Genomic DNA, 23,387 nt, shown 5'->3' on the forward strand with positions numbered 1-23,387 from the left:
GCGCACCGCTGTGGGGGTGCCGACACTCAAGCGCTGTTGGTCTGGACCTGTCAAGGTCTAGACCAACAATGAGGGAACTTCCGCCGGTTAAACCCCGGGCCCGTCCACGATGCGGGATCGCGGACGGGCCCGGGGCACCGAAGTGACGTCAGCAGGTGAGGCCCGAACCCGGGGCGACGCCGATGACATCGGTGATGTGCTCGTACTTGGCGACCCGCGCCCGCACCGATTCGGGGTTGCCGCCGTCGCACTCCAGCGATCCGTTGAGCGAACGGATCGTCTCGCCGAAGCCCGCCCCGCCGACCATCGCGTCGTGCGAGGTCATGGTCCCGGGGCCGTTCTGGGTGTTCCAGTACCAGAGCGCGGTCTGCCAGGCGACCGAGGGATCACGCTCCACCAGCCAGGGATCGTTGAGCAGATCGAGACCGAGGGCGTCCCCCGCCGCCTTGTAGTTGAAGTTCCAGCTGAACATGATCGGCCCGCGCCCGTAGTACGCGGACTGGCCCGCCGGGCAGCCGAACGGCTGGCTGTAGTCGCACTTGATCCAGTAGTTGGCCTCGTTGATCTCCTTCACGTACTGGAGACCGACCGACTCGAAGTCGGCGTGCGTCAGGAACGCCGCCGCCTCCCGGCTCCTGGTCTGCTCGGTACCGGTGTTCGCGAACCGCGGGTACGCGTGCAGGGCGTCGATCAGGCCCTGATACGTGTAGAAGGGGTCGCGGTCGGGGAAGATCTCGTCGAACTCCGCCTCACTGATGGCGAAGTCGGAGACCCCACCCGTACAGGCACCCGCGTCGGCCCAGACGGCGGTGGCGCCCGGGTTCTCGTTCCGCGTCCACCACTTCGCCGTCCAGTTGCGGCCGTGGTGCGAGACCGCGCCGCCCGCCGAGTAGGCGGTCGACGGGCTCCACAGGGGTGCGCACGAGGCCGGGCCGGCGGCGGCCGGCGCGGCGGGAGCGGCGCTGGCGGCGCCGGGCAGGAAGGCAGCCGTCGCGATGACGGCGCTCAGTACGGTCAGGACGCTCTTGATGCGGTTCAGCGCTGCTCACTCCTTCGACAAGGACGGGCATGGCTCGCCGCGCGACACCTCAGCGGGGGCGGGCCGTCCGGGCATCCCGACACCCAACCGCTGCTGGTCTGGACCTGTCAAGGTCTAGACCAGCGGACCATGTCAATCAAGGTCTCCCATCCATACGCGACGGCCCAGCTCATCCAACTCGGTCTTCAGCCGACGGCATTCCGGCAGCGCCCGTCCCAGAAGGCGCCAGTACTCGGGGGCGTGCCCCGGCACTCGGACATGGGCCAGTTCGTGGGCCACCACGTAGTCGACGAGGTGCATCGGAAGCTGGAAGACCGCCCAGTGGAGGGAGATCGTCCCGTCATCGGTCGAACCCGCCCGGTAGCTGCCCCAGCGATGCCCCAGGTCCCGCACCCGCACCGTGGGCTCGGGAAGATCCATCCGGGCGGCCCAAGGCTGCAGGCGTCCCTGTATCCAGCGCTGCCCCGCCCTGCCGTACCAGTCGGCCAGCGCCCTGCGCGCGAGCACCGGGTCTGCCGCGACCCCGCTGTCCAGTCTGAGCCTGCCCGCGACGAGACGGACGGCGGCGACCGGTTGGCCTTCGTCCGGCGGGGCGTCGACGACAAGGAGCCGGTAGTCCCGCCCCAGGTACCGGTGGATCTCACCGTCCCTGAGAGAACGTGTGGGATGGAGCTGCCGACGCTCCTCGCTGAGCCGCGCCTTCGCATCGATCCAGCCCGCACTGGAACGGACGAAGTCCTCGGCCCGCCGAACCCCGCACCCCTTGGGCACGTGCAGCGTGAGCGATCTGTCCCGCTCGACCGTCAGGCCCAGGCGCCGGCGCCGGAGGCTGATGCGTACACCCAGTTCCCGCCCGTCGACGAACAGCACCCCGTCCTCGGTGAGCAAGGGCTCATCGGAGACGGAGGCGGCGTCGGGCAGCGTGGGCATACGCCTATTCTCTCCGCGCTTCCGAACGGAAGGCTTCCAGGTGCTGTGCGGCGTATCCCGCGAGTGTCGAGGCGAGCCGGTTCACTTCCTCACGTCCCTCGCCTCGCAGGCGGTAGCCGGCCTCACGGAGCCGGATGGAGAGGCGTGCCTCCAGCACCGCCACATGCCGGGTTTCACCTCCGAAGGAAGCCAGGCCCACCCGGCTGGTGATCTCGTCGTAGACCTCGGCCACGACCCGACGCAGCTCCTGCGGACCGGCGGTCTCCAGCAGCTCGCTCTCCGCCAGCTTCTCGCCGATAAGGACGTAGAGCCGCTGCTCCATGGGGGTGAGGTCAGCGACGGCGGGGTCGGCCTCTTCCGCTCGGACAGCCCGCTCGACCAGCGGTCCAAGCTCCCGGACGATGTCTTCCCATCGTCCGGCGAACTCCTCCAGGACCCGTTCCAGCTCCGCAGACAGCTGCCGGTACACCGCACGGTCCTCCACCGCCTGCCGCTCCTCCAGGTGGTAGCGCAGCCCCTGGATCTGCTCGGCCGCCGCCTCGCGCACCGGAAGCCTGCTGACCACCTCGTCGAAGTCGGGCGCGAGGATCGACACGGGCGGTACGGCCTCGTTCACCTCGTACGCCTCCAGATGGTCGGCGATCAGCGCCCGCACCTTGCGGCCGTAGCCGCGCATCGCGAAGCCGCCTCCGGTGTCGTCGCGGTAGTGGCGGCGCACGCGCATCTGGAGCACGCTCCACGCACGCGCGTCCGGAATGAATTCCAGGGCATCCTCGTGCGGCAGGACGCGGTCCACCGCGCCCAGGAACTCGCCGAGCTTCTCGTCGAAGTCGGCCCGCCGCGCGGGGTCGGAGAGCGCGAGCACCGCGGCCGCGAGTCCCGCTCGGGTCGTGAGGCCGTCCGCGTCGATTCCCTCGTCCGCCAGAAAGGCCCGGAACTCCCCGGCCGTCCTGCCCAGCTCCGGAAGCTCCTCGGACATGTCGCGCAGCGAGTCGAGAGCGAGTGGATTGCCCTGGTAGGCCGCGAGGGTCACGGCGAGGTTGTTCAGCACGCCGTAGTAGTCGACCACCAGCCCCTCGGTCTTGCGCCGGGCGGGCCGGTTGACGCGGGCGATCGCCTGGAGCAGCTCGGCGTCGCGGATCGGGCGGTCCAGGTAGAGCGCCTGTTCGATGGGGGCGTCGAAGCCGGTGAGCAGCATGGACTTCACGATGAGGAACGCGATCGGCGGCGGGTCGGCCGCCTCCTCGCCCCAGACCAGGTCGCTCCACGGGTTCATCCCGCCGACGGCCCCCGCCGGGACCGGGTCGGGCTCGGTGGGCGGCGTGTAGGCCCAGGGGTTGTCGGGGGGCAGTTGGGGGAACGGCTGAAGGAACCGGGCGACGTGGTCGCGTCTGTTGTCCTCGTCGGTCCACTCGCGCCACCTCCCGCTCTTCTGCTCCGCGCCGGCCGAGATCACGGGTACGAAGTCGATCCGCCGCAGCAGCTCCTGGAACTGCCAGGCGCGCAGGAGAAGCGATTCCTCGCGGGTGTAGGTCTCCGGCGCCCGCCCCCGGAGGGTTTCCCGCCGCCCGCTCCTGTCGAACTCCGCAACGCGCAGCAGCATTTCGGTGCGCGCCTCCTGGAACGCGTTGCGGTAGAGAACCGCCGCCTTCCGGCTGACCACCGCGACCTGGGCCTTGAAACCACCGGTCAGCGGGCCGGTGACGTAATGCTCCAGCATGTCGGCGGCCTTGCGCCAGATCAGCGGCGGCGACTCCGCCACGGCCCTCTTGGACGGGGTGCCGTACTTCGCCCGGACACGAGCTCTCTCACTGTCGTCCAGCGGCTCGATCAGGTCCTCGAAGCAGTCGTCCAGATGCTCCCTGTCACGCACCTCGACGGTGGTGGCACGCCCCGAGTAGCGCACGGGCACGACGACCTTGTCGCGTTCCGCCTCCGTCATCCGGTACGTGTCGAGGAACTCCAGATCTCCGCCGGGCGTGGTGCTCGGTTCAAGCCCGAAGATGCGCCCGGTGTCGGTGCGCCTGCCCTCCATGAGTGGAGTGCCGGTGAAGCCGACCCTTGCCGCGTTGGGCAGTGCCTTGCGCAGGCAGGCGTGAAGGACGGAGGTGTGGGAGCGATGAGCCTCGTCGACGAGGACAAGAACCCGGTCGGAGTCGCTGCACTCGGGGAAGATCCGTGCGGCCTTGCGCAGGGTCTCCTCGTCCGGCATGGGATCGGCGACCTCGGCGGCGCTCACGCCTGCCCCTGCCTTCGCCCGGCCGGCCTCGAACTCTCCGTCGAGCGAACGCTCCTCGCCGCCCGCGGTGTCCCCGCTCCCGTTCTTCGCCACCAGGTCGCCGAGGAACTTCTGGATGGTCGCGAAGACGACCGCACGTCCGCCGTCCCGCCCTGCCCTTCCCAGCAGGCTCTCAAGATCAGTCCGGGACTTCGCCTCACGCACCTCGGACTCGCTCAGCGCGACGGCCTCGCGCAACTGCCGCTGGAGGTCGATGCGGTCCGTGACGGCGATGATCGTGATGCTGTTCAGATCGGGGTCCGGGCTGGCGTGCAGCCGTCGGGCGAGGAACTGCATGGTGAAACTCTTGCCCGCGCCCTGGGTGTGCCAGACGACCCCGCCGCGCTCATCGATGTCCCCACCGGTGAGGAGGCGGCTGCGCCGGTTACGGAGCCGCTCGACGATCTTCTCGGTGGCGCGGTACTGCTGATGCCGGCAGACCACCTTCGCCGTTCGCGCCTGCGCGGTACGGCCCCGGGGCTTGCTGCCGCTGGTGGACTTGTCGTCGAGCGGCTTCTCGAAGACGTAGTGCCGGACGATGTTGAGGAGATTGCCTGGCTTGAGGACGATCGCGGTGAGCTGGTGCTGGAGCGTGGGGTGCGCCTTGGCATCCAGCAGCCCCCAGCCGCGCAGCTCCTGCCGGAGATGCTCCGCCTTCGCGTAGTCCGGGCTGATGCTGCGCCACAGGGCGTAGTGCGCCTCGGAGGAGGAGTACGTCCCGAGCACGGCATCCGTTCCGTCGGCGGCAACCAGCAGCTGGGCGGGCGCGAAGAGATGCGGTACGCCTCGCAGGGCACCGGGCCCGCTGCGGGTGTCGTCGTCCACGGGCCGCCCGGTATAGGCGCGCAGATCGCGGATCGCCTTGCCCAGCGGGTCCCGTACGTCCGGCGACTTGCACTCGATGACGACGAGCGGGATGCCGTTGACGAAGAGCACGAGGTCCAGGACGGCCGGCTTGCCGTCCGCGTCGCAGACCCTCAGCTGATCGACGACGAGGTAGTCGTTGCGGGCCAGGACCTCCTCCCGGCTGCCCTCCAGCGCCTCCTGCGACCAGTCGACGAACCGCGTCTTGACGTCCTTGTCGTCCGCCCCGGACTGCAGGATGCCGCTCAGGATCAGATCGGTCGCGTCACGGTTGGCCTGCGGCAGCGACTGTGCCGACACGTGGCGCGCGGCGGCTCGCAGGGCGAGGACGGCGGGGTTGGTGTGCGCGTCGTTGGTCATCCACGGGGAGCACCGGCGCACGGCTGCTCTCAGCCGCCGCTCCAGCAGTACGTCCCCGAAGTCGTTGCGCTCACCCGCGGCTGCCAGCCGGGCGCCCTCGATGTGCTGCCACCCCATCGCCTTGAGGTGCGCCAGCAACGGCCACTCCGCCTCGCCCTGCTCGGTCGTTCCCCCGACCACTTCGGCAGCCATCCCCGTGCCTCCCCCGCGTACCGACCCGACGTACTGGTGAAACCGTGCGAGGGACCATTGTGCGCCAGGGGTGAATCGGGCACGCGGGCCAGGCCCCGCAGCGGAGATGCGGGGCCCGGCGGGAAGGGAACCTGCTCTTCTGCCGTCAGACCTGGCGGCGGGTGGTGAGGATGCTCTTCCGGCAGTCAGGAAGGTTGGCGGCCGGGCTGATGAGGGCGGCTGTGTCGTCGTCGAGGGCGTAGCAGAGCTGGGCGTGCAGCGTCTCGGCCTCGGCGGGCGTCAGCCGCAGCGCGGCGTCCGCCTCGAAGGCCCCTTCCCGGCGAAACCAGAGGTCGATGGCGAGCGACCCGTCCGCCTCCCGCCGCACGGGCTTGCTGGGTACGCGGCTGACCCGTACCTGTTCCGTGCCGCCCATCAGGCCGCCCTCCTCGTGGTCGCGAGCGCGAGGGTGCCCGCGCTGTACGCCTGGGCGGCCCCGGCGGTGACCACGAACCCGTCGAGCGCGAGCCGTAGGGCGGTGCGGCGGGCGCGGCGTTCGGGGTCGAGGGGGTGGTGGGGGCGGGAGCGGGGGGCGAGGCGCAGGGGGCGGTGGAAGGGCGGGGGTTGGGATGCGGTGAGGGGTACGGGTGCGGGCAGCGGTACAGGTCCGGGGAAGCGGAAGGCGCGCAGGATGCGCGCCAGGACGGGCAGAACCACGTGCACGAGTGTTCGTGCGAGGTGGGTGCGGATACGGTGGAACATGCTGACGCTCCTTCGAGGCGTTGGCCATGCCCCGGGGTGCTGATGACACCGCCGGGGCACTCCAGGTCTAGCGGTAACCAGCTGACTACCGCCCGCAACCAAGGTTAGCGACAAAAGTGCTGATGCATCAATGTTGATGCGAAGTGGATCGCATTGGAAAATGCGTCCGAAAGCGCTCGGCGACCGTTGACGCGACGTTCCCGCTACACGAGGTCGTCGAACTCGCCGGCCTTGGCCCCGGCTAGGAACGCCGCCAGCTTGGACGGGGTCGTCCTGACGATCACGCCAGGATCGTCACTCTCCCTGACGAGAACGTCGCCATCGACCACAGCAAGTTCCAGACAGTTACCCGACTGCTCGGAGTGGGAGGACTTGCGCCACTGAATTTCCACGATCCTCAGGCTTTCATAGCTCGTGCAGCACCCTGCGGATGAAGTCGCGCGACTGCTTCGGTTCAAGTGAGCGCGTCTCCATGCGATCCAGCACGGCACGGTAGTTGGTCAGATGGGTCTCGGCATCGAGGAACGTGACGCTGTTCGGGACGTCGATCTGCACGGTGTCCAGCTGGCGCACCGGACCGCTCGCGTACATGGTCGAGCTGCCGGCACTGGGGAACCCGCCAGCAGCGAACGGGATGACACGCAACGTCACCGCGTCCCGCTCCGAGTACTTCAACAGCTCCTCCAACTGCCCCCGCACAACGGCCCGGTCACCGAAGAGCATCCGCAGCGCGGCTTCGTGGAGCAGGAACGAACAGTCAGGCGGATTCTCCCTGTCGAGCAGCGCCCGACGCCGCATCCTGAAGTCCACCTGGAGGTCCATCGCCTCCGAGCTCAGCGGAGGCACGGCCTCACCGAAGACGGCACGGGCGTAGTCCTCGTGCTGCAACAGGCCGGGCAGGTGCGTGATCTGTACGTGCCGCAGCGAGACGGCATGGTGCTCCAACTCCACCAAGTCCAGCATGAACGAGGCGATCGAGTCCCGGAACTCGTCCCACCAGTTCGACCCGGCCCGCTCACGGGCCATGTCGGCGAGCGCGTCCACGTAAGCCTGGTCGGGGGAGGAGTAGTTCGACGCCCACACGCGCACACGGTCGGCACTGACACCGAACCGCGCGGACTCGGTGTTACTGATCGCCGTCTTGTCCACGCGATGCAGCGCGGCGGCATCGGTGAGGGACAGCCCGACGTGCTCCCGCATCCGCCGGAGCTCCGCGCCGAGGCGGCGCTTTCGGGCGGTGGGTGGCTTTCTGACCGGCACGAGTCCTCTTCCCGCTACAGCGCACCCGACTCTGCGGCCTTCGTCAGGCGGTCGAGCTTACCCATTCCGCCATTGAGCAACGCATCGGAGATTCCCTGCTTCATCACTCGAATCTTGGCCAGACTTTCACGCTCTACGGAGATTTGGCGATCGCAGACTTCCAGGCTCGCAACAATTTCCGCCTGCTTCTGCAAGTCAGTCGGAAAATCGATGAGTAGGTCCCGGAGTCTCCCGGGATTAACATTCACCTGCTGAACTGCGACTGTTGCGATCGAGCGCACACGTTGACGGATCGCGGGGTGCTGGAGCCATTCGACAAGGTAGCCAGGGTTGAGCCTTGCGAAATCTGGGTTCAAGCGCACCAGATAGGAGGCAAACGTCGCCTTTTCGATCTCCCCACCCCAGAGCGCAGACTTTCCGACGTGCTCAATGCTGTTCGTTCTGTTGAAGAGCACATCCCCCACCCGCAGAAGGGGCTTGGTTTGCACATCCTGCGGGCAGTACCGGAGATCTCCGAGCTCAGGGCGCCCGTCCAAGAGGTTGTTCATCCGGAGTGTAGCGACGCCTCGGCTGTCATCGTCCAGCGCAACGGAAATCCCATAGTCCACTGAAGGCACAACCTCACGAAGGGCTACCCGCTCCCAATCAGATGGTACCTCACTGGACATTATCGACTCCATTCCGTGCAGCGCGATTCCACCCCGCACTGTTCGAAGCTTGGAGATTATTGCCTGAACTGCCCGCTCCGATTCGCTGACCGCATCCAGAATCTCAACGATGCGACGCTGCACTTTCAGCGTCGGCCACTTCAGAAGAAAATTCCTAATCGCCCGCTGCGAGATATTCTGCATGCTTCGACTGCTACCTGAAGAAGCCAATCCGATCTGACGTCTCAGGGAAGGACTAGACAGGCAAATGTTCACGAAATGGGCGTCTGCTGCATCCGGATCAAGTACCAGACGCAGCGTCTTGTCCGAGAGCATCAAACGCTCAGGTGTCTCGATCGCAATACAAGACGCACCAACGAGTTCCGGAGTGTTCGCGCGAGAGAAAAGCAGATCGCCAGGTTGAACTTCGTAGCGAGAGTCGATAAGCCCTGAGACCAACCCAACAGCCTTGTTCTCTCTCGGCCGAAAACCATCCTTGTGGACGGCACTGACCTTCAGAACCCCCCAATCGCCAGCTCCAGCAGGCGCATCAGGCAAGTCAGGGCTATGCCCAGCATCAATGCGAACAAGTCGACTACTTAGGGGCGCGGTCTCCCATTCGAGGTCAACTGACATAACCCAACTCCTCCAGAAACCCGTCCAGCCGCTCCGCCGCAGCCTCGCGCCGCGCCTCAATATCCCGCAGCGACACCAGGTACTTCCGCTCCCAGCCCAAGTACACATCGACCAACTCCCGTCGCCGACGCACCACATGACCCTCCAACTTCGAAGCCAGGTCATCCCGGAGGATGCCGAGAACGATCTCGCCGGCCGCCGACTCCGTCAGAGCGTCCCGCACCTTGTGCAGCACAGGCGTGGACCTCTCCTCATCGGCTTCAGGGGCGACCATGACCGCAAGCGCGGTCTGCCCAGCGGCCGAAGCAGGCTCCACAACCTTCGCCCGCTGCCTCCGCAGCGCACCCCCCATCCCATCCAACGGATAGAACGCCTCCTCCAGCGCCTTCACCGCCTTGCCCGCCGCCGTCCGCTCCTTCTTGAGCTTCTTCAGCTCGGGCTCGCTCAGCAGCGCCTCCGCCACCGCCGGATCAAGGCCCCCCGGCTCCTCGCCGTCCTCCCCCGCAACGCCCGCCGCAGCAGCAGCCCGCGCGGCCTCCGCCTCCTCGGCCGCCTTCACCTTCACGTCCAGCTTCGCCTTGACCTTGTCCGCCTCGGCCAGCTCGCGCAGGAAGTCCGGGGCGATCCGGGCCACCACCTTGTGGCCGTACGCCTGGCGGCGCTCCGCGCCCGAGCGTTTGCGTGCGCCGCCCGTCCACGGGTTCGGCTCCGGTTCGAGCAGCGTCTCGACCGTGTCGACCCAGCCCTCGACGACACCCTTGAAGCCATTGCTGGCCAAGGCCTTGAGCTCGTTCCTGGCGTCCTGCCACCACCCGGCGACCGCCCCCGAGAGGGCATAGCGGTCCAGCAGGTCAACGTTCAGCAGCCGCTGACGGAACGAGGCGATCAGGTCGGCACGCAGCCGGGCGAGCTGCGACCGCTTCTCGAACTCCGTGCGGTCGTCGCCCTCATGCGGGGCCAGGGACGCGATCTGTCCGGTCTCCACCGCCCACCACTTGTCGAACGCGTCCCACAACTCCCGCTCCCGGCCCTCGGCCAGCGCGGTCAGCCGGTCGGCGTCCGGCCGTTCGTCCTCCGGCAGGAAGTCGACGTACGCGGAGTCGTTCTCCCGCTCCGCGAACAGATCGGTCACCCCGACCCCGTACGCCTCCAGCACCTTCGCCTTGTCCTCGGCCTCGATCTCCGATGTCGGCACCCCGCCCGTCAGATGCGCGCGGACGTCCTGCGGCTCGGGCGGCGGGGTGTTGTCGACGTAGCGGCGGATGTTGAGGTTGTACGCGTTCTCCGCCAGCTCCTCCCGCTTCACCCAGCGGGCGAACCGGGGTACCCCCGAGCCGTCCCCCACCGCGTCGTGGAACGTGGAGACGATCTTCTCCACATGCTCAGGCAGCAGCACGTTCTGCGCGCGCTCGGAGTGGTACTCGCGGTCGGCGTTGATGAAGAGCACCTTGCCCTGCCGGTCCACGTGCTTCCGGCCCTTGGCGCGCAGCACCAGCACGCAGGCGGGGATGCCGGTGCCGTAGAAGATGTTGGACGGCAGGCCGATCACGGCCTCCAGCAGGTCGGCCTCGATGAGCTTGGCCCGGATGTCGCCCTCAGCGCCGCTGCGGAACAGCACGCCGTGCGGCATCACGGTGAAGACGGAGCCACCGCGCCCCTCCACCATGTACAGCATGTGCTGCAGGAACATCAGGTCGGCCTTGCCCTTTTCCGAGGTGTGGCCGTACTTCATGCGGTCTTCGAGACCGGGCGGCAGGTCGGCCACCTTGTAGTCCATGGAGAAGGGCGGGTTGCTGAGCACCACGTCGTACGACTTGTCGAGGTGCATCGGGTTGGTGAGCGTGTCCCCGATCCGCAGGTCGAAGTCGCTGGCGCCGTGGAACAGCATGTTCATCGTGGCCATGACCCAGGAGCCGTTGTTGGCGTCCTGCCCGGCCAGGGCCAGGTCCTCGGTGTCGCCGCCGTGCTCCTCGATGTACTCCTTGGTGTGGATGAGCATTCCACCGGAGCCGACGCACGGGTCGTACACATGCTGGTTGGCCTGCGGGCGCGCCAGCTCGACCATCATGCGGACCACCGCACGCGGGGTGTAGAACTCACCGCCCTTGGAACCGGCCGAGTCCGCGAAGTCCTTCAGCAGGTACTCGTACGCCGCGCCGATGACGTCCGGGAACTCAAGGTCCTCGCCCCTCAGCCGCAGGCTCCCGAAGTGACCGATGAGTGCGGAGAGCCGTTTGTCCGCGAGCTTGGCCGCCGAGGTTCCGGTGCCTCCGCCGCCACCGATCCGGTTGAAGTTGACCTGTCCGAAGAGACCGCGGAGCCCTTCGTTGCCCTTCTGGCCCTCCAGGGCGTCCAGCGCGGGCTGGAGGTAGCTCGTGGCCACGTCGTCCACCGCTCCGGCCAGCCGGGACCAGCGGGCCTCCTCGGGGACGTACATGATCCGGTCGGCCGTGTAGCGGCGGTGGTCCTCCGCGTCCTCCCTGGCCTCCTCCTCACTCGCGCCCCCGGCCTTCTCCTCGGCGACGATCCGGTCGTAGGCGGCCTCGAACTCGTCGTTCACCCGCTTCAGGAACAGCAGGACCAAGAGGAAGTCGCGGTACTCGGCAGCGTCCATGGTGCCGCGCAGGATGTCTGCGGCAGCGAAGAGATGACGCTCCAGTTGATCGAGCGTGAGCTTGGCCACGGACGGACTCCAAGGTGGTGTGATGCCGGCGCTGTACAGACGAAAAAAGGGGGACGCCGGGCGGCGAGCCGCCCGGCAGAGGCTTTCGCGGGCCTGCTCCCAGCAGCCTAGTAGCCGCTGAGGAGCAGACCTTCCTCAACGAAACTCCAGACGTCGGTGAACGGATCCCACTTCTCAGGATTGGCCGTTTCGACGCGAGCGTTGATCGCCTTTGCGTATTTCCTGGCGTCCTTGTACCGCCGCTGCTCCTTGTCCGTGCTCAGCACCTGGTCCTCGCGCATGTGCTTGGACTGTTGCTCGGAGACGGTACGAATGTTGCGGCCGTACGTCGCCGCGAAGCCGGGACGGGAGCGGAGCCTGCTGTTCGCGTCGCCGCAGACACCGCCGAAGCTGCTGGTGTAGTTCGTGTAGTGCAGGAGGCGCCAGAGCTCGAAACAGGGGTGCGAGTAGGCGATCTTGATGCCGTGCTTGTCCGCGAGTTGCCTGGCCTCAAGGATGTTCAGGTGGTCGTCGCGGTCGAAGAGGACCCACACCTGCGGGTAGTTCCAGTCGTCGGCCGTCAGCCCGGCGTCCTTGGCCTCGCGCTGGACCTTGCGCAGCGTGATGACGGCATCTTTGACCATCGCGTACGGCTTGCGGTGTTTGCCGACGGCGTTCTCGTTCTCGAAGTGGTGATCCACACTGCGGCCCGGAGCCACCGGCGTGCCGTGCTTCAAGATGATGTCGATGTACTCGGGCTCGGTGACCTCGCCCTCGGTGAAGATGTACACCTGGCGAGCGCGGTTCGTACGCCCCTTCCCGCCGCCCCTCTTGCGGGAAACGCTGTCCCCTCCCCTTGGCCTCGCCATCAGCCTTCTTCCGCCTCCATCCGCGCCAAGTCGTCCGTCCGCACCAGCCGTCGCCCGATCTGCCCCTCGGAGACCTTCGGCACCGCGCCGAAGGACCCGGCGAGATACGACGCCATGAGGTCCTCCTCGTCCGTCGGCTCCCAGTCGGCGACCGACGACAGCTCCGTGGCCCCGTTCCCGTCCTTCTCCGTGAGCCACAGCTGCCCCGGCTCCAGGAGCCGGCCGCCACCGGGCGTCCGCAGCAGGGAGGGGTCGTGGCCGGTGAAGATCAGCTGGGCGCCCTTGGGGTTCACCCACGGTGCCTGGAAGAGGCGTACGACCTCTGCTGCGAAGCGCGAGTGCAGGCTCGCGTCCAGCTCGTCGATGAGCAGGACCGCGCCGGTGTCGAGAGCAAGCAGGAGCGGGCCGATCAGGGCGAACCAGGAGCGGGTGCCCCAGGACTCGGAGGCCCAGTCCAGTACGGTGCGTTCTCCGCCGCCGGTATGGACCAGCTGGATGACCGGGCGGCCGGACGGCGACCGCTCGACCTCCACGCCCGCGATACCCAGATCGGCCACCTGTAGTAGTTCCTCGGCCCGGCGCCTGAAGTCTTCGCTCTTCAGCAGCATCCCGGCCGTGTAGGCCTCGCGCTGGGTGCGCTCCGTCTCGGGCGTGACGTCCCAGAGGTTGTTCTTGAACCAGTCGAAGACCGGGGTCAGCTGCTCGTGGCCGTCGTTGGCCGCCCGTGTCAGGAGGAGGGCGTCCGGCCGCGTCGTACGGGCCAGCCGGGCCCGGTCGTGAAGCCTCTCGCCGGGGAAGTCGAAGTCCTTGTCACGGTCTGCGTCCCGCTCGAACCAGACCTGGCGACGGCCCTTGGGGTAGGCGTAGAGCCATTCCGCTTCGACCCGGCGCGCGCCCAGCTCGAATCCGTACGTCCAGCGGACACCGTCATCCAGGACGAAGTCCGCCTCGTACAGGGATGTTTGTGCCGCTGCCTTGGGATCGAGGGCGAACTCGTCGCGGGGGATTCCGTCGTAGGAGGTCCAGTCGGCGTAGGAGCGCATGACGGCGTGCTTCATGCTCTTCAGCGCGGCGATCACGTTGGACTTGCCGGAGGCGTTGGCCCCGAAGATTCCGAGCACGGTGTGAACAGGAAGGCGCTGCCCGTCGGAGAGCACCGTCTCGCGAGCCGCGGCCAGCTCCCTCTCGGTCCCCTCGGACGCGACGAACGACAGTTCCTGCTCGTCGCGCAGCGACCGGACGTTCGCCACCCGGAATCTCAGCAGCATCCTGGCTCCTTCATGGCGGACACATTAGTCACACCATCCCGCCCGCGTGTGCGGGTGTGCGGCGGCAGCCGGCAGGGTGCCTGCCGGCTGCCGCCGCGGTGCTCCCTACAGGAACGAGTTGATCTCGATGGTCTCGGTCCGGCCGGGGCCGACGCCGATCGCGGAGATCGGGGCGCCGGACATCTCCTCCAGCGCCTTCACGTACGCCTGCGCGTTCTTCGGCAGGTCGGCGAAGGTCTTCGCCTTCGTGATGTCCTCGGACCAGCCCGGGAGCATCTCGTAGACCGGCTTCGCGTGGTGGAAGTCGGTCTGGCTGTACGGGAGCTCCTCGACGCGCTTGCCGTCGATCTCGTACGCCACGCACACCGGGATCTGCTCCCAGCCGGTCAGCACGTCCAGCTTGGTGAGGAAGAAGTCGGTGAGACCGTTGACCCGGGTCGCGTACCGCGCGATGACCGCGTCGAACCAGCCGCAGCGGCGGTCGCGACCGGTGGTGACACCGCGCTCGCCGCCGATCCGGCGCAGCGCCTCGCCGTCCTCGTCCAGCAGCTCCGTCGGGAACGGGCCGGCGCCGACGCGGGTGGTGTAGGCCTTGAGGATGCCGATGACCCGGCTGATCTTGGTCGGCCCCACACCGGAACCGGTGCAGGCGCCGCCTGCGGTCGGGTTCGAGGAGGTGACGAAGGGGTACGTGCCGTGGTCGACGTCGAGCAGCGTGCCCTGACCGCCCTCGAAGAGGACGACCTTGCCCGCGTCGATGGCGTCGTTCAGGATCAGCGTCGTGTCGGCGACGTAGGGCTTGATCTGCTCCGCGTACTGGAGCATGTCCTCGACGACCTTGCCGGCCTCGATGGCGCGCCGGTTGAAGACCTTGGCCAGGAGCTGGTTCTTCTGCTCCAGGGCCGCCTCGACCTTCTGCTCCAGGATCGACTCGTCGTAGAGGTCCTGGACGCGGATGCCGACGCGGTTGATCTTGTCGGCATACGTCGGGCCGATACCGCGCCCGGTCGTGCCGATCTTGCGCTTCCCGAGGAACCGTTCCGTCACCTTGTCGACGGTGACGTTGTACGGGGTGATCAAATGGGCGTTGCCGCTGATCAGCAGCTTCGACGTGTCCACGCCGCGGTCGTTCAGCCCACTCAGCTCGGAGAGCAGGACCGCCGGGTCGACGACGACACCGTTACCGATGACCGGGGTACATCCCGGTGACAGGATTCCGGAGGGGAGGAGATGCAGTGCGTACTTCTGGTCGCCGACGACGACCGTGTGACCGGCGTTGTTGCCGCCTTGGTAGCGCACCACGTAGTCCACGGATCCACCGAGGAGGTCGGTGGCCTTTCCCTTGCCCTCGTCACCCCACTGAGCACCGAGCAGCACAAGTGCGGGCACAGGCGTACACCCCTTCCGGGCGGGGCATGTCCAAGGTCAGGGGGCGTACCAAAACGCCGTACATGCCGTACGACGTTGTACGGCACAGCCTGAACCGTCGAACCGGGTGCCCCGGAATAGACGAAGCCCCTGGCGCAATAGCGCAAGGGGCTCTTGCACCAAGATGCTACCCGAGGAAGGACCGAGGTGTCGGCTGCCCAGCCCCCCGGTAACGGTGCGCCCCATCTGCTGGTGGTGATCGATCCGGTCGCCCGCCGCACGGACGGCGAGTCCGTCCGCATCGCCAAGGACGTGCTGAGCGCCGGCTCGCACGCCAAGATCTGCCTCCCGGACAGCCCCGGGGAATTCGTCCGGGCCCTGTCCCGGCGGGGCGGCCGGCGGCCGGTGGTCATAGGCGACGACCGGGCGCTGCGGCGCGCGGTGTCCCTGCTGCACCGGGAGCGGGAACCGGCCATGAACGCGCTCTCACTGGTACCGGTCGGCGTGTCGGCCACCCTGGAACTCGCGCATTCGCTCGGCGTGCCGACGGGCACGGTGGCGGCGGCGCGCACAGCCCTGGACGGGGCGGAGCGCCGTCTGGACCTGCTCGTCGACGACAGCGACGGCGTGGTCCTGGGGGCGCTGCGCATCCCCGCCCTGAACGGCGCCCCGGGCGCCGCCACCGGCCGCTCGGGCGTCACAGCGGTCTGGGACAGCTGCCGCTCCCTGGTCCGCACCCTGGTGCGTCCCGCGCCCCCGGAGCCGTCCGCCGCCGCCTCGACGCACCGGCTGCGCGTGGAGGCCGACGGTGTCGTGCTGAACGATCTGGACCGCCCGGTCGCCTCGGTGACGGTGACCTCCGGGCGCGGTGCCGACGGCGTGGCCGAGGTGACGATCGACGCGCCGGACGGCGCCCCGGTCACCACCAGGGCCAAGGCCGTCACGGTCTCGGGGGCGGATTTCCGCTACCGGGCGGACATACAGGTCGGCGGGCCGGTGCGGACGCGGACCTGGACGGTGCGGGCGGGGGCCTGGGGGCTGATACTTCCGGCGCGGTAGCCGCCCCGGCCGTGCGGCGCCGGGGCCTCACGCGCCGGTCCGGCGCAGTCCGGGCCCCGGCGCCCCCGTGCCCGTGGCCTCACAGCTCGACCCGCAGCTCCTTCACGCCCCGGATGACGTAGCCCGGGTTCCACTCCGGTTCCGCGACCAGCCGCAGGCCGGGGGCCTTGCGCAGCAGTTCGCCGAAGGACGCGGCCAGCTCGACGCGGGCCAGCGGGGCGCCGAGGCAGAAGTGGATGCCGGCGCCGAAGGTGACGTGCGGGTTCTCCCGGCGGGCGAGGTCCAGCGTGTCCGGGTCCGTGAAGCGGGCCGGGTCGCGGTTGGCCGAGCCGAAGAGCAGGGCCACCTCGGAGCCGCGCGGAATGACCGTGCCGCCGACCTCGATGTCGTCCAGCACCCAGCGCTCGAACATCTGGAGCGGCGTGTCGTACCGCATCAGCTCTTCGAGTGCCGTCGGCAGGAGACCGTGGTCGGCGCGCAGGGCGGCCAGCTGCTCGGGGTGGCGCAGCAGGGTCCACCAGCCGTTGGCCGTGGTGTTGACGGTGGCCTCGTGCCCGGCGTTCAGCAGCAGGACGCAGGTGGAGACCATCTCCTGCTCGGTCAGCCGCTCGCCCTCGTCATGGGCGGCGACGAGCGCGGAGATCAGGTCCGGGCCCGGGTCGGTACGCCGCTCGGCGATCAGCCCGCGCAGGTACGCGGAGAACTCCAGGGAGGCGCGGACGGCGGCGCGGGCGGTCTCCTCGGAGGGGTTGAGCTCGAACATTCCGCAGATCGCGGCCGACCAGGGCCGCAGCGGCGCCCGGTCGGACTCCGGGATGCCCAGCATCTCGGCGATCACGGCGACCGGCAGCGGCTCGGCGACGGCCGAGAGCAGATCGCCCCCGCCCTGCTCGACGAAGTCGTCGACGAGCCCGGCGGCCAGCCGCCGCACCGTCGGGACGAGCTGTTCGACGGTGCGCGGGGTGAAGGCCTTGGAGACCAGGCGCCGGATGCGGGTGTGGTCCGGCGGTTCGAGGTCCAGCAGCCCCTGCCCGTTGAGCGTCTCGAACGGCTCGTGCTCGGGGGGCGGGGGCGTCCGGCCGAACTCCTCGTGGGTGAACCGGTGCAGATACGTCCGCCCCAGCCGCCGGTCCCGCAGCAGTGCCGAGACATCGGCGTGGTGCGGGACGAGCCACTGGTCGGTGGCGGCGAAGTAGTGTGCGCGGCCGGTGGCCCGCAGCTCGGCGTAGGCGGGGTACGGATCGGCGACGAACGCCGCCGACCAGGGGTCGAACGGGCCGGGGGACGCGCTGGGCTGTTCCATGGACCGACGCTAACCGGCCACCGGCACCCGGGCCAGCCCTTGCCGCGCCGCGCCCGGAGCGCCGGGTCAGGGGCACCGGGTCAGGACGGGGTGACGAGGCGGGCCTCGTAGGCGAAGACGGCGGCCTGGGTGCGGTCGCGCAGGCCCAGCTTGACCAGGATGCGGCTCACATGGGTCTTGATCGTGGACTCGGCGACCACCAGGTGCCCGGCGATCTCGGCGTTCGACAGGCCCTGGGCGATGAGGACGAGCACCTCCGTCTCGCGTTCCGTGAGGTCGCCGATCCGGGCCAGGGCCGGGGGCCTGGGCGCGGCGGCCAGCTTGGAGAACTCGGTGATCAGGCGCCGGGTGACCGTCGGGGCGAGCAGCGCCTCGCCGGAGGCGACCACGCGTACGCCGTCGGCGAGCCGGCGGGCCGAGGCGTCCTTGAGGAGGAAGCCGGAGGCACCGGCGCGCAGGGCCTGGTAGACGTACTCGTCGAGGTCGAAGGTGGTCAGCACCAGCACCTTGGCGTCCGCGTCGGCGGCGACGATCTCACGGGTGGCCTCGATGCCGTTGAGCTCCGGCATGCGGATGTCCATCAGCACCACGTCCGGTCTGAGCGCGGCGACCTGGGTGACGGCCTCGCGCCCGTTGACCGCCTCGCCGACGACCTCGATGCCCGGCATGGCGTTGAGCAGGACCGAGAAGCCCTCGCGGACCATCATCTGGTCGTCCACGATCAGGACCCGGATCGGGGCGGCGGGCGAGGTCGTCATGGCTTCTCCAGGGGGTCGTCGGACGCGGCCGGCTGGGCGGGGATGAAGGCCGTGACCTCGTAACCGCCCTCCGCCGTGGCCTCGGCGGTCATCTCGCCGTTGAGCATCGCGACCCGCTCCCGCATCCCGGTGATCCCGTGCCCGGCCCCCGGCGACGGCTTCACCGGACCGGTCGGCGGGCCGTTGACCACGCGCAGCCCGAGCCCGCCCAGAACGTAGCCGATCTCCACCCTGGCGATGGCGCCCGGCGCGTGCCGCAGGCTGTTGCTGAGCGCTTCCTGAATGATCCGGTACGCCGACAGCTCGACGCCCTGGGGCAGCTCGCGGACCGCTCCGGTCACCGCCTTCTCCGTCTCCAGACCCGCTTCCCGCACATTGGCGAGCAGCCGGTCGAGATCGGCCAGGGTGGGCTGCGGGGCGTCCGGCGCCTCGTAGTCGTCGGCCCGTACGACACCGAGCACCCGGCGCAGTTCGGTGAGGGCGGCGACGGCGTTCTCCCGGATCGTGACGAAGGCCTGCTCCAGCTCCGGCGGCGGGTTCTCCACCCGGTACGGGGCGGCCTCGGCCTGGATCGCGACGACCGACATGTGGTGGGCGACCACGTCGTGCAGTTCGCGGGCGATCGTGGTGCGCTCCTCCAGCAGCGTGCGCCGGTCGCGCTCGACGGCGGTCACGGTGCGCTGCACGGTGACCTCGCGCTGCGCCTCCCGCCGGATCTGCACCAGGCTCACCACGAGCAGCGCGAACGCCGAGACCACCGCCATGGCCGCGGTCTCCACCCCGCCGCCCGCACCGATGACGCCCTCCACGAAGAGGCCCAGCACCAGCGTGAGCGCCCACATCCAGGCGGCGGTCCGCGGCCGGGTCCTGGCCGCGACGACGAACAGCACCACCAGGTGGGAGAAGAAGAGACTCGGCCCCCACGGCTGGTCGCCGCCCTCCACGATCACGGTCACCGGTGTCAGCGCCATCGATATCCAGAACGCCCCGACCGGCCTGATCAGGGTCATCGCCACACAGCCGGCGGGAATCAGCCCGGACAGCAGGACGCCGGCGTTACCGGTGGAGGCGAAACCGGCCATGAAGGTGATCAGCGCGGCGAGCAGCACCATGGCGTGCGGGGCCCAGGCGAAACCGGCCCGGATCCGCGTCGGCAACCGCCTGGTCAGCGGCCCGTCGGTCCGCATCGGTGCCATCGGCCGATAGGCGAACGGGTCCTGGAGGAGGTCCTGCCGCAGATCGCCGATCGCCCCTGCGGCGAGCCGGAGTTCCGGGCTTCTGGTCTTGGTCTCGGTCACGCCTCCACGGTAGGCGGGGCGGCGGGCCGGGTCGTCAGCAGTGATGTGGATTCCCGGCCGTCCGTCGCAAGTACTACGCGGGCGCCGCGCGGCCCTACCAGGCGAGCTGGGCGATCTCCTCGGCGACCACGGCGCAGGCGTCGGCGGCCGGGTCGATCAGCGGGAAGTGCCCCACGTCCGGCAGCAGCGTGAGCCCCACCGTCTCGCCCTCCTTCGCCGCCGCGTCCACGAACGCCTCGGAGACCGCCGCCGGGACCGTGAGGTCCGTGGTGCCCTGCACCACGACCGTCGCGATGCCGGTGGGCAGCAGCCGGGCCGGGTCGGCGTACGCGCTCCGCCCGGCGAAGTCCTCCGCGGCGCCCAGGAGCTGCCCGATCGCCCCCGAGCACACGTCGAGCCCGACCGCGGAGGCGAAGTCCGCGATCGGCGCGAGCGCCACCACACCGCGCAGCGCGGGCGGTCTCGGCAGCCGCCACGGCGAGCCCTCGGGCAGGACGTGCCGGGCCGCGGCCCACAGGGCCAGCTGCCCGCCCGCCGAGTGCCCGGTGACGACGATCCGGCGGCCGTCCGCCGCGGGCAGCTCCCGCGCCAGCAGCTCCGGCAGGGCGTCCAGCGCGGCGGCCACGTCGTCGAAGGTCTCCGGCCAGCGGCCCGCGACCGGGCCCGAGCCGCGCTGCTGCGGAAGCTCGCTGCCGCGCCGGTACTCGACGTTGGCGACGGCGAACCCGCGCCGGGCCAGGAAGTCCGCGAACGGCGACATATGGGCCCGGTCGTACGGGGCCCGCCACGCGCCGCCGTGCAGGACGACCACGACGGGCGCGCCGGTACGCCCCTCGCGCGGGGCGTAGAAGTCGATGACCTGGTCGGGGTGGCTGCCGTAGGAGGCGGACGCGTCGGGGGCGACGGCCGGATGCGAGAAGGCCGACTCGGTCTCGGCGGCGTCCTGCTCGCGCGCGGCGGAATCCGTCATGCTGTTCCCACCCCCCCTGTCCCCCGGCCTCTGGCCTGACCTGCGGGGACGGTACCAGTACGGGAGCGGGGCGCGCCCACCGGGAATCGCTGCGGGGCACCGGCGCGCGGGAGGCGGGGCCGACGCCCTCCACAACCCGTACCGAACCGGGGCGCGGCGCCGTCCGGCGACCGGGGCGAGCCGGTCACCGGACGGATGCGGCAGCCTACGCCGCCGGGGCGCCCAGAACCTCCGCAAGCACCCGTGCCGCGCGTTCCGCGTCGGCGAACCCCACGTACAGCGGTGTGAAACCGAACCGCAGTACATCGGGCCGGCGCAGGTCCCCGACGACGCCGCGTGCGATCAGCTCGGCCATCACCGGCTCGGCGTCCTCGCAGCGCAGCGCGACCTGGCTGCCGCGCTCCCGGTGGGCGGCCGGGGTGACCGAGGTGACCCGGCCCTCGGGGGCGTACGCCTGGACGCACTCCAGGAAGAAGTCCGTCAGCGCCAGGGACTTGGCCCGTACCGCGTCGATCCCGACCCCGTCCCAGACGTCGAGGGAGGCTTCGAGCGCCAGCATGGACAGGATGTCGGGGGTGCCGACCCGGCCCCGGACCGCGCCGTCGGCCGGGCTGTAGCCGGGCGTCATCGCGAACGGGTCCGCGTGCGACGTCCACCCCGGCAGGGGCGAGTCGAAGGCCGCCTGGTGCCGCTCGGCGACGTACAGGTAGGCGGGCGAACCGGGGCCGCCGTTGAGGTACTTGTACGTGCAGCCCACCGCCAGGTCGACGCCGTGCTCGTCCAGACCGACCGGGAGCGCCCCCGCGCTGTGGCACAGGTCCCAGACGGCCACCGCGCCGGCGGCCCGCACGGCGGCGGTGAGGCCCGGCAGGTCGTGCAGCCGGCCCGAGCGGTAGTCGACGTGGTTGAGCAGGACGGCCGCGGTACGCGGACCGAGCGCGTCCGGCACGTCGGCGGGGGCGACCGGGACGATCCGGTGCCCGGTCATCCGGGCCGCCGATGACGCGATGTAGCCGTCGGTGGGGAAGGTGTGCGCGTCGACCAGGATCTCGTCGCGGCCCTCCGGTGCCAGCCGGGTCGCCGCGACGAGGGCCTTGAAGACGTTCACGCTGGTCGAGTCGCCGACCACGATCTGGCCGGCTGCGGCCCCCACGATCGGGGCGATGCGGTCGCCGATCCGCTCGGGCGCCGTCCACCAGCCGCTCTCGCCCCAGGACCGGATGCGCAGCTCGCCCCACTCGCGGGTGAGGACCTCCTGCACCCGGGCGGGCACGTGGCGCGGCAGCGCGCCGAGCGAGTTGCCGTCCAGGTAGACGGTGTCGTCGAGGGTGAACAGTTCGCGCAGCGGGGCCAGGGCGTCCGCGGTGTCGAGCGCCTGGGCGCGCTCCTGGAGGTCAGACATGGCTGCGGGCCGTCCAGAGCTCGGGGAACACGTTCTTCGTGGCGCGCTTCTCCAGCCAGGCCACGCCTGCCGAGCCGCCGGTGCCGGTCTTGGAGCCCATGGCCCGCCGGGTCGCCAGGAGGTGGTCGTTGCGCCATCGCCAGACCAGCTCGCCCACATCGGTGAGCACCTCGCCGAGGCGGACCAGCTCGTCGTTCTGGTCCGGGTTGGCGTAGATCGCCGTCCAGACGGCCTCGACCTCGGGCGACGGCTCGTACTTCCGGGTCAGGTCCCGGCCGAGCACGGACCCGGGGATCGCGTGCCCGCGCCGGGCGAGCAGGGCGAGCGCCTCGTCGTACAGACCGGGCTCCGCGAGGGCCTTCTCCAGCTCCGCGTGGACGCGGGGCGCGCCCCGGTGCGGCACCAGCATGGACGCGGACTTGTCACCGAGCAGGAATTCCATCCGCCGGTACATGGCCGACTGGAAGCCGGAGCCCTCGCCGAGCGAGGACCGGTAGGAGTTGAACTGGGCGGGGGTGAGCTGGGCGAGCGGCGTCCAGGAGGCGTTCAGCGCCTCCAGCTCGCGCAGGGACCGCTTCAGCGCGTCCTGCGCGACGTCGAGCCGGTCCCCGCGCATCGCGTGCGCCGCGGTCTCCCACTCGTGGACGATGACGGTGAACCACAGCTCCATGACCTGGGTGGTGACCAGGAAGACCATCTCGCCGGGATCGTCCGAGCGCAGGTGCTGGAGGTGGGTCAGGACATCCGCCTGGACGTAGTCCTCGTACGGAGTCGTTCCCGCGAAGTCGAGGTGCGGGGTCTGCGCACCGGTGGCTTCGGGGTCGGGGTGAATCGTCGACATCGCTGTCTCCTCGACACGAGCTTCCGGGTAGCGGTCCGCCCCTTCCGTGAGGTGATGGAGCTCCGGTCCCCTGTTCGCATCCTAAACGCCGCCCCCGGGGACGCGCAGGCCCCGCGTGCGCGGGTGCGCGTTCGCGGGGCCTGCGGTACGGGGGCGGGTCAGCCGAGGGTCTCGGCGGCGGTCGGGGAGGAGTCGCGCAGGAACGTCGAGCAGCGCTCGTACTCCTCCTGCTCGCCGATCGCCTGCGCGGCCCGCGCGAGGGCGTGCAGGGCCCGCAGGAAGCCGCGGTTCGGCTCGTGCTCGAACGGTACGGGGCCGTGGCCCTTCCAGCCGGCCCGGCGCAGCGCGTCGAGACCGCGGTGGTAGCCGGTGCGGGCGTAGGCGTACGACTCGACGACCCGGCCGCCCTCGAACGCCTCGTCGGCGAGCTGCGCCCAGGCCAGCGAGGAGGTCGGGTACTTCGCGGCGACGTCGGCGGGCGCGGTGTCGGCGGCGAGCAGCTCGCGCGGCTCCGGGTCGTCGGGCAGGTGGGTCGGGGGAGGGCCCCCGAGCAGGTTCTCGTGGATCGACATGCTCCAAGTGTGCCTGGCCCGGCGGCCCCATCAAGCCCGCCTTCAAGCCCTTCCGGGGGCCGGCCGTTCA

20 protein-coding genes are annotated in these 23,387 nt (G+C 69.8%); 1 reads left to right on the top strand and 19 read right to left on the bottom strand.

Annotated features, from left to right (window positions below):
• Nucleotides 1-148 precede the first annotated feature (148 nt).
• The 12 genes from P8A18_RS15235 to P8A18_RS15290 all read right to left on the bottom strand — a co-directional run bounded on the left by P8A18_RS15235 (nucleotide 149) and on the right by P8A18_RS15290 (nucleotide 15,135).
• Nucleotides 149-1,018: a glycoside hydrolase family 19 protein gene (locus P8A18_RS15235; protein ID WP_371933776.1), complete on the bottom strand. Its 870-nt coding sequence runs from the start codon at nucleotides 1,016-1,018 to the stop codon at nucleotides 149-151.
• A 153-nt stretch (nucleotides 1,019-1,171) separates the two neighbouring features.
• On the bottom strand, nucleotides 1,172-1,969 hold the full coding sequence (locus P8A18_RS15240) for a M48 family metallopeptidase (protein WP_306055093.1): 798 nt from the start codon (nucleotides 1,967-1,969) through the stop codon (nucleotides 1,172-1,174).
• A 4-nt stretch (nucleotides 1,970-1,973) separates the two neighbouring features.
• Entirely contained in the window at nucleotides 1,974-5,663 is a 3,690-nt protein-coding gene (locus tag P8A18_RS15245; RefSeq protein ID WP_306055095.1) for a type I restriction endonuclease subunit R, read from the bottom strand.
• A 145-nt stretch (nucleotides 5,664-5,808) separates the two neighbouring features.
• Nucleotides 5,809-6,078, bottom strand: a complete 270-nt coding sequence (locus tag P8A18_RS15250; protein ID WP_306055098.1) for a hypothetical protein — start codon at nucleotides 6,076-6,078, stop codon at nucleotides 5,809-5,811.
• Nucleotides 6,078-6,404 (bottom strand): hypothetical protein, encoded by a 327-nt coding sequence (locus tag P8A18_RS15255; protein ID WP_306055100.1) that lies wholly within the window; start codon nucleotides 6,402-6,404, stop codon nucleotides 6,078-6,080. The genes P8A18_RS15250 and P8A18_RS15255 overlap by 1 nt, the downstream gene beginning before the upstream one ends.
• Before the next feature lie 203 nt (nucleotides 6,405-6,607).
• Nucleotides 6,608-6,796 carry a DUF397 domain-containing protein gene (locus P8A18_RS15260; protein ID WP_306055102.1) on the bottom strand — a complete coding sequence of 63 codons (189 nt, stop codon included), beginning with the start codon at nucleotides 6,794-6,796 and terminating at the stop codon, nucleotides 6,608-6,610.
• A gap of 13 nt (nucleotides 6,797-6,809) precedes the next feature.
• The gene (locus tag P8A18_RS15265; RefSeq protein WP_306055104.1) at nucleotides 6,810-7,664 is read right to left on the bottom strand and encodes a helix-turn-helix domain-containing protein; all 855 of its coding nucleotides are present in this window, start codon (nucleotides 7,662-7,664) and stop codon (nucleotides 6,810-6,812) included.
• A 14-nt stretch (nucleotides 7,665-7,678) separates the two neighbouring features.
• On the bottom strand, nucleotides 7,679-8,947 hold the full coding sequence (locus tag P8A18_RS15270) for a restriction endonuclease subunit S (RefSeq protein ID WP_306055105.1): 1,269 nt from the start codon (nucleotides 8,945-8,947) through the stop codon (nucleotides 7,679-7,681).
• The gene (locus tag P8A18_RS15275; RefSeq protein WP_306055106.1) at nucleotides 8,937-11,630 is read right to left on the bottom strand and encodes a type I restriction-modification system subunit M; all 2,694 of its coding nucleotides are present in this window, start codon (nucleotides 11,628-11,630) and stop codon (nucleotides 8,937-8,939) included. The genes P8A18_RS15270 and P8A18_RS15275 overlap by 11 nt, the downstream gene beginning before the upstream one ends.
• 107 nt (nucleotides 11,631-11,737) lie before the next feature.
• Nucleotides 11,738-12,400, bottom strand: a complete 663-nt coding sequence (locus tag P8A18_RS15280; protein ID WP_306055107.1) for an RloB family protein — start codon at nucleotides 12,398-12,400, stop codon at nucleotides 11,738-11,740.
• 77 nt (nucleotides 12,401-12,477) lie between these two features.
• Entirely contained in the window at nucleotides 12,478-13,746 is a 1,269-nt protein-coding gene (locus P8A18_RS15285) for an AAA family ATPase (RefSeq protein WP_306055108.1), read from the bottom strand.
• Nucleotides 13,747-13,851: 105 nt separating this feature from the next.
• Nucleotides 13,852-15,135, bottom strand: coding sequence for an adenylosuccinate synthase (locus tag P8A18_RS15290; RefSeq protein ID WP_306055109.1), 1,284 nt, complete (start codon nucleotides 15,133-15,135; stop codon nucleotides 13,852-13,854).
• Between the two features lie 186 nt (nucleotides 15,136-15,321).
• On the opposite strand from P8A18_RS15290, the gene P8A18_RS15295 reads away from it, so the two are divergent.
• The gene (locus P8A18_RS15295) at nucleotides 15,322-16,173 is read left to right on the top strand and encodes a diacylglycerol kinase family protein (protein ID WP_306055110.1); all 852 of its coding nucleotides are present in this window, start codon (nucleotides 15,322-15,324) and stop codon (nucleotides 16,171-16,173) included.
• Nucleotides 16,174-16,252: 79 nt separating this feature from the next.
• Here the strand turns inward: P8A18_RS15295 and P8A18_RS15300 are convergent, their stop codons facing one another.
• From P8A18_RS15300 to P8A18_RS15330, 7 genes are all read right to left on the bottom strand, one after another.
• Nucleotides 16,253-17,476: a cytochrome P450 gene (locus P8A18_RS15300; protein WP_306055111.1), complete on the bottom strand. Its 1,224-nt coding sequence runs from the start codon at nucleotides 17,474-17,476 to the stop codon at nucleotides 16,253-16,255.
• A gap of 80 nt (nucleotides 17,477-17,556) precedes the next feature.
• On the bottom strand, nucleotides 17,557-18,234 hold the full coding sequence (locus tag P8A18_RS15305; RefSeq protein ID WP_306055112.1) for a response regulator: 678 nt from the start codon (nucleotides 18,232-18,234) through the stop codon (nucleotides 17,557-17,559).
• Nucleotides 18,231-19,532 (bottom strand): sensor histidine kinase, encoded by a 1,302-nt coding sequence (locus P8A18_RS15310; protein ID WP_306055114.1) that lies wholly within the window; start codon nucleotides 19,530-19,532, stop codon nucleotides 18,231-18,233. The genes P8A18_RS15305 and P8A18_RS15310 overlap by 4 nt, the downstream gene beginning before the upstream one ends.
• Nucleotides 19,533-19,626: 94 nt before the next feature.
• Entirely contained in the window at nucleotides 19,627-20,502 is an 876-nt protein-coding gene (locus P8A18_RS15315) for an alpha/beta hydrolase family protein (RefSeq protein WP_018551104.1), read from the bottom strand.
• A gap of 205 nt (nucleotides 20,503-20,707) precedes the next feature.
• Nucleotides 20,708-21,904 (bottom strand): kynureninase, encoded by a 1,197-nt coding sequence (kynU, locus tag P8A18_RS15320; protein ID WP_306055116.1) that lies wholly within the window; start codon nucleotides 21,902-21,904, stop codon nucleotides 20,708-20,710.
• Nucleotides 21,897-22,745, bottom strand: a complete 849-nt coding sequence (locus P8A18_RS15325) for a tryptophan 2,3-dioxygenase family protein (RefSeq protein WP_306055118.1) — start codon at nucleotides 22,743-22,745, stop codon at nucleotides 21,897-21,899. The genes kynU and P8A18_RS15325 overlap by 8 nt, the downstream gene beginning before the upstream one ends.
• A gap of 158 nt (nucleotides 22,746-22,903) precedes the next feature.
• Nucleotides 22,904-23,317, bottom strand: coding sequence for a DUF3151 domain-containing protein (locus P8A18_RS15330; protein WP_018551101.1), 414 nt, complete (start codon nucleotides 23,315-23,317; stop codon nucleotides 22,904-22,906).
• Between the last annotated feature and the right edge of the window lie 70 nt (nucleotides 23,318-23,387).

It is taken from the genome of Streptomyces sp. Mut1 (assembly GCF_030719295.1).
GTDB classification, from domain to species: Bacteria; Actinomycetota; Actinomycetes; order Streptomycetales; family Streptomycetaceae; genus Streptomyces; species Streptomyces castrisilvae.

Coding starts and splice junctions, on each gene's coding strand:
- P8A18_RS15285 (WP_306055108.1), bottom strand. CDS start 13,746: ATGCTGCTGAGATTCCGGGTGGCGAACGTCCGGTCGCTGCGCGACGAG.
- P8A18_RS15245 (WP_306055095.1), bottom strand. CDS start 5,663: ATGGCTGCCGAAGTGGTCGGGGGAACGACCGAGCAGGGCGAGGCGGAG.
- P8A18_RS15330 (WP_018551101.1), bottom strand. CDS start 23,317: ATGTCGATCCACGAGAACCTGCTCGGGGGCCCTCCCCCGACCCACCTG.
- P8A18_RS15240 (WP_306055093.1), bottom strand. CDS start 1,969: ATGCCCACGCTGCCCGACGCCGCCTCCGTCTCCGATGAGCCCTTGCTC.
- P8A18_RS15305 (WP_306055112.1), bottom strand. CDS start 18,234: ATGACGACCTCGCCCGCCGCCCCGATCCGGGTCCTGATCGTGGACGAC.
- P8A18_RS15325 (WP_306055118.1), bottom strand. CDS start 22,745: ATGTCGACGATTCACCCCGACCCCGAAGCCACCGGTGCGCAGACCCCG.
- P8A18_RS15270 (WP_306055105.1), bottom strand. CDS start 8,947: ATGTCAGTTGACCTCGAATGGGAGACCGCGCCCCTAAGTAGTCGACTT.
- P8A18_RS15315 (WP_018551104.1), bottom strand. CDS start 20,502: ATGACGGATTCCGCCGCGCGCGAGCAGGACGCCGCCGAGACCGAGTCG.
- P8A18_RS15300 (WP_306055111.1), bottom strand. CDS start 17,476: ATGGAACAGCCCAGCGCGTCCCCCGGCCCGTTCGACCCCTGGTCGGCG.
- kynU (WP_306055116.1), bottom strand. CDS start 21,904: ATGTCTGACCTCCAGGAGCGCGCCCAGGCGCTCGACACCGCGGACGCC.
- P8A18_RS15255 (WP_306055100.1), bottom strand. CDS start 6,404: ATGTTCCACCGTATCCGCACCCACCTCGCACGAACACTCGTGCACGTG.
- P8A18_RS15250 (WP_306055098.1), bottom strand. CDS start 6,078: ATGGGCGGCACGGAACAGGTACGGGTCAGCCGCGTACCCAGCAAGCCC.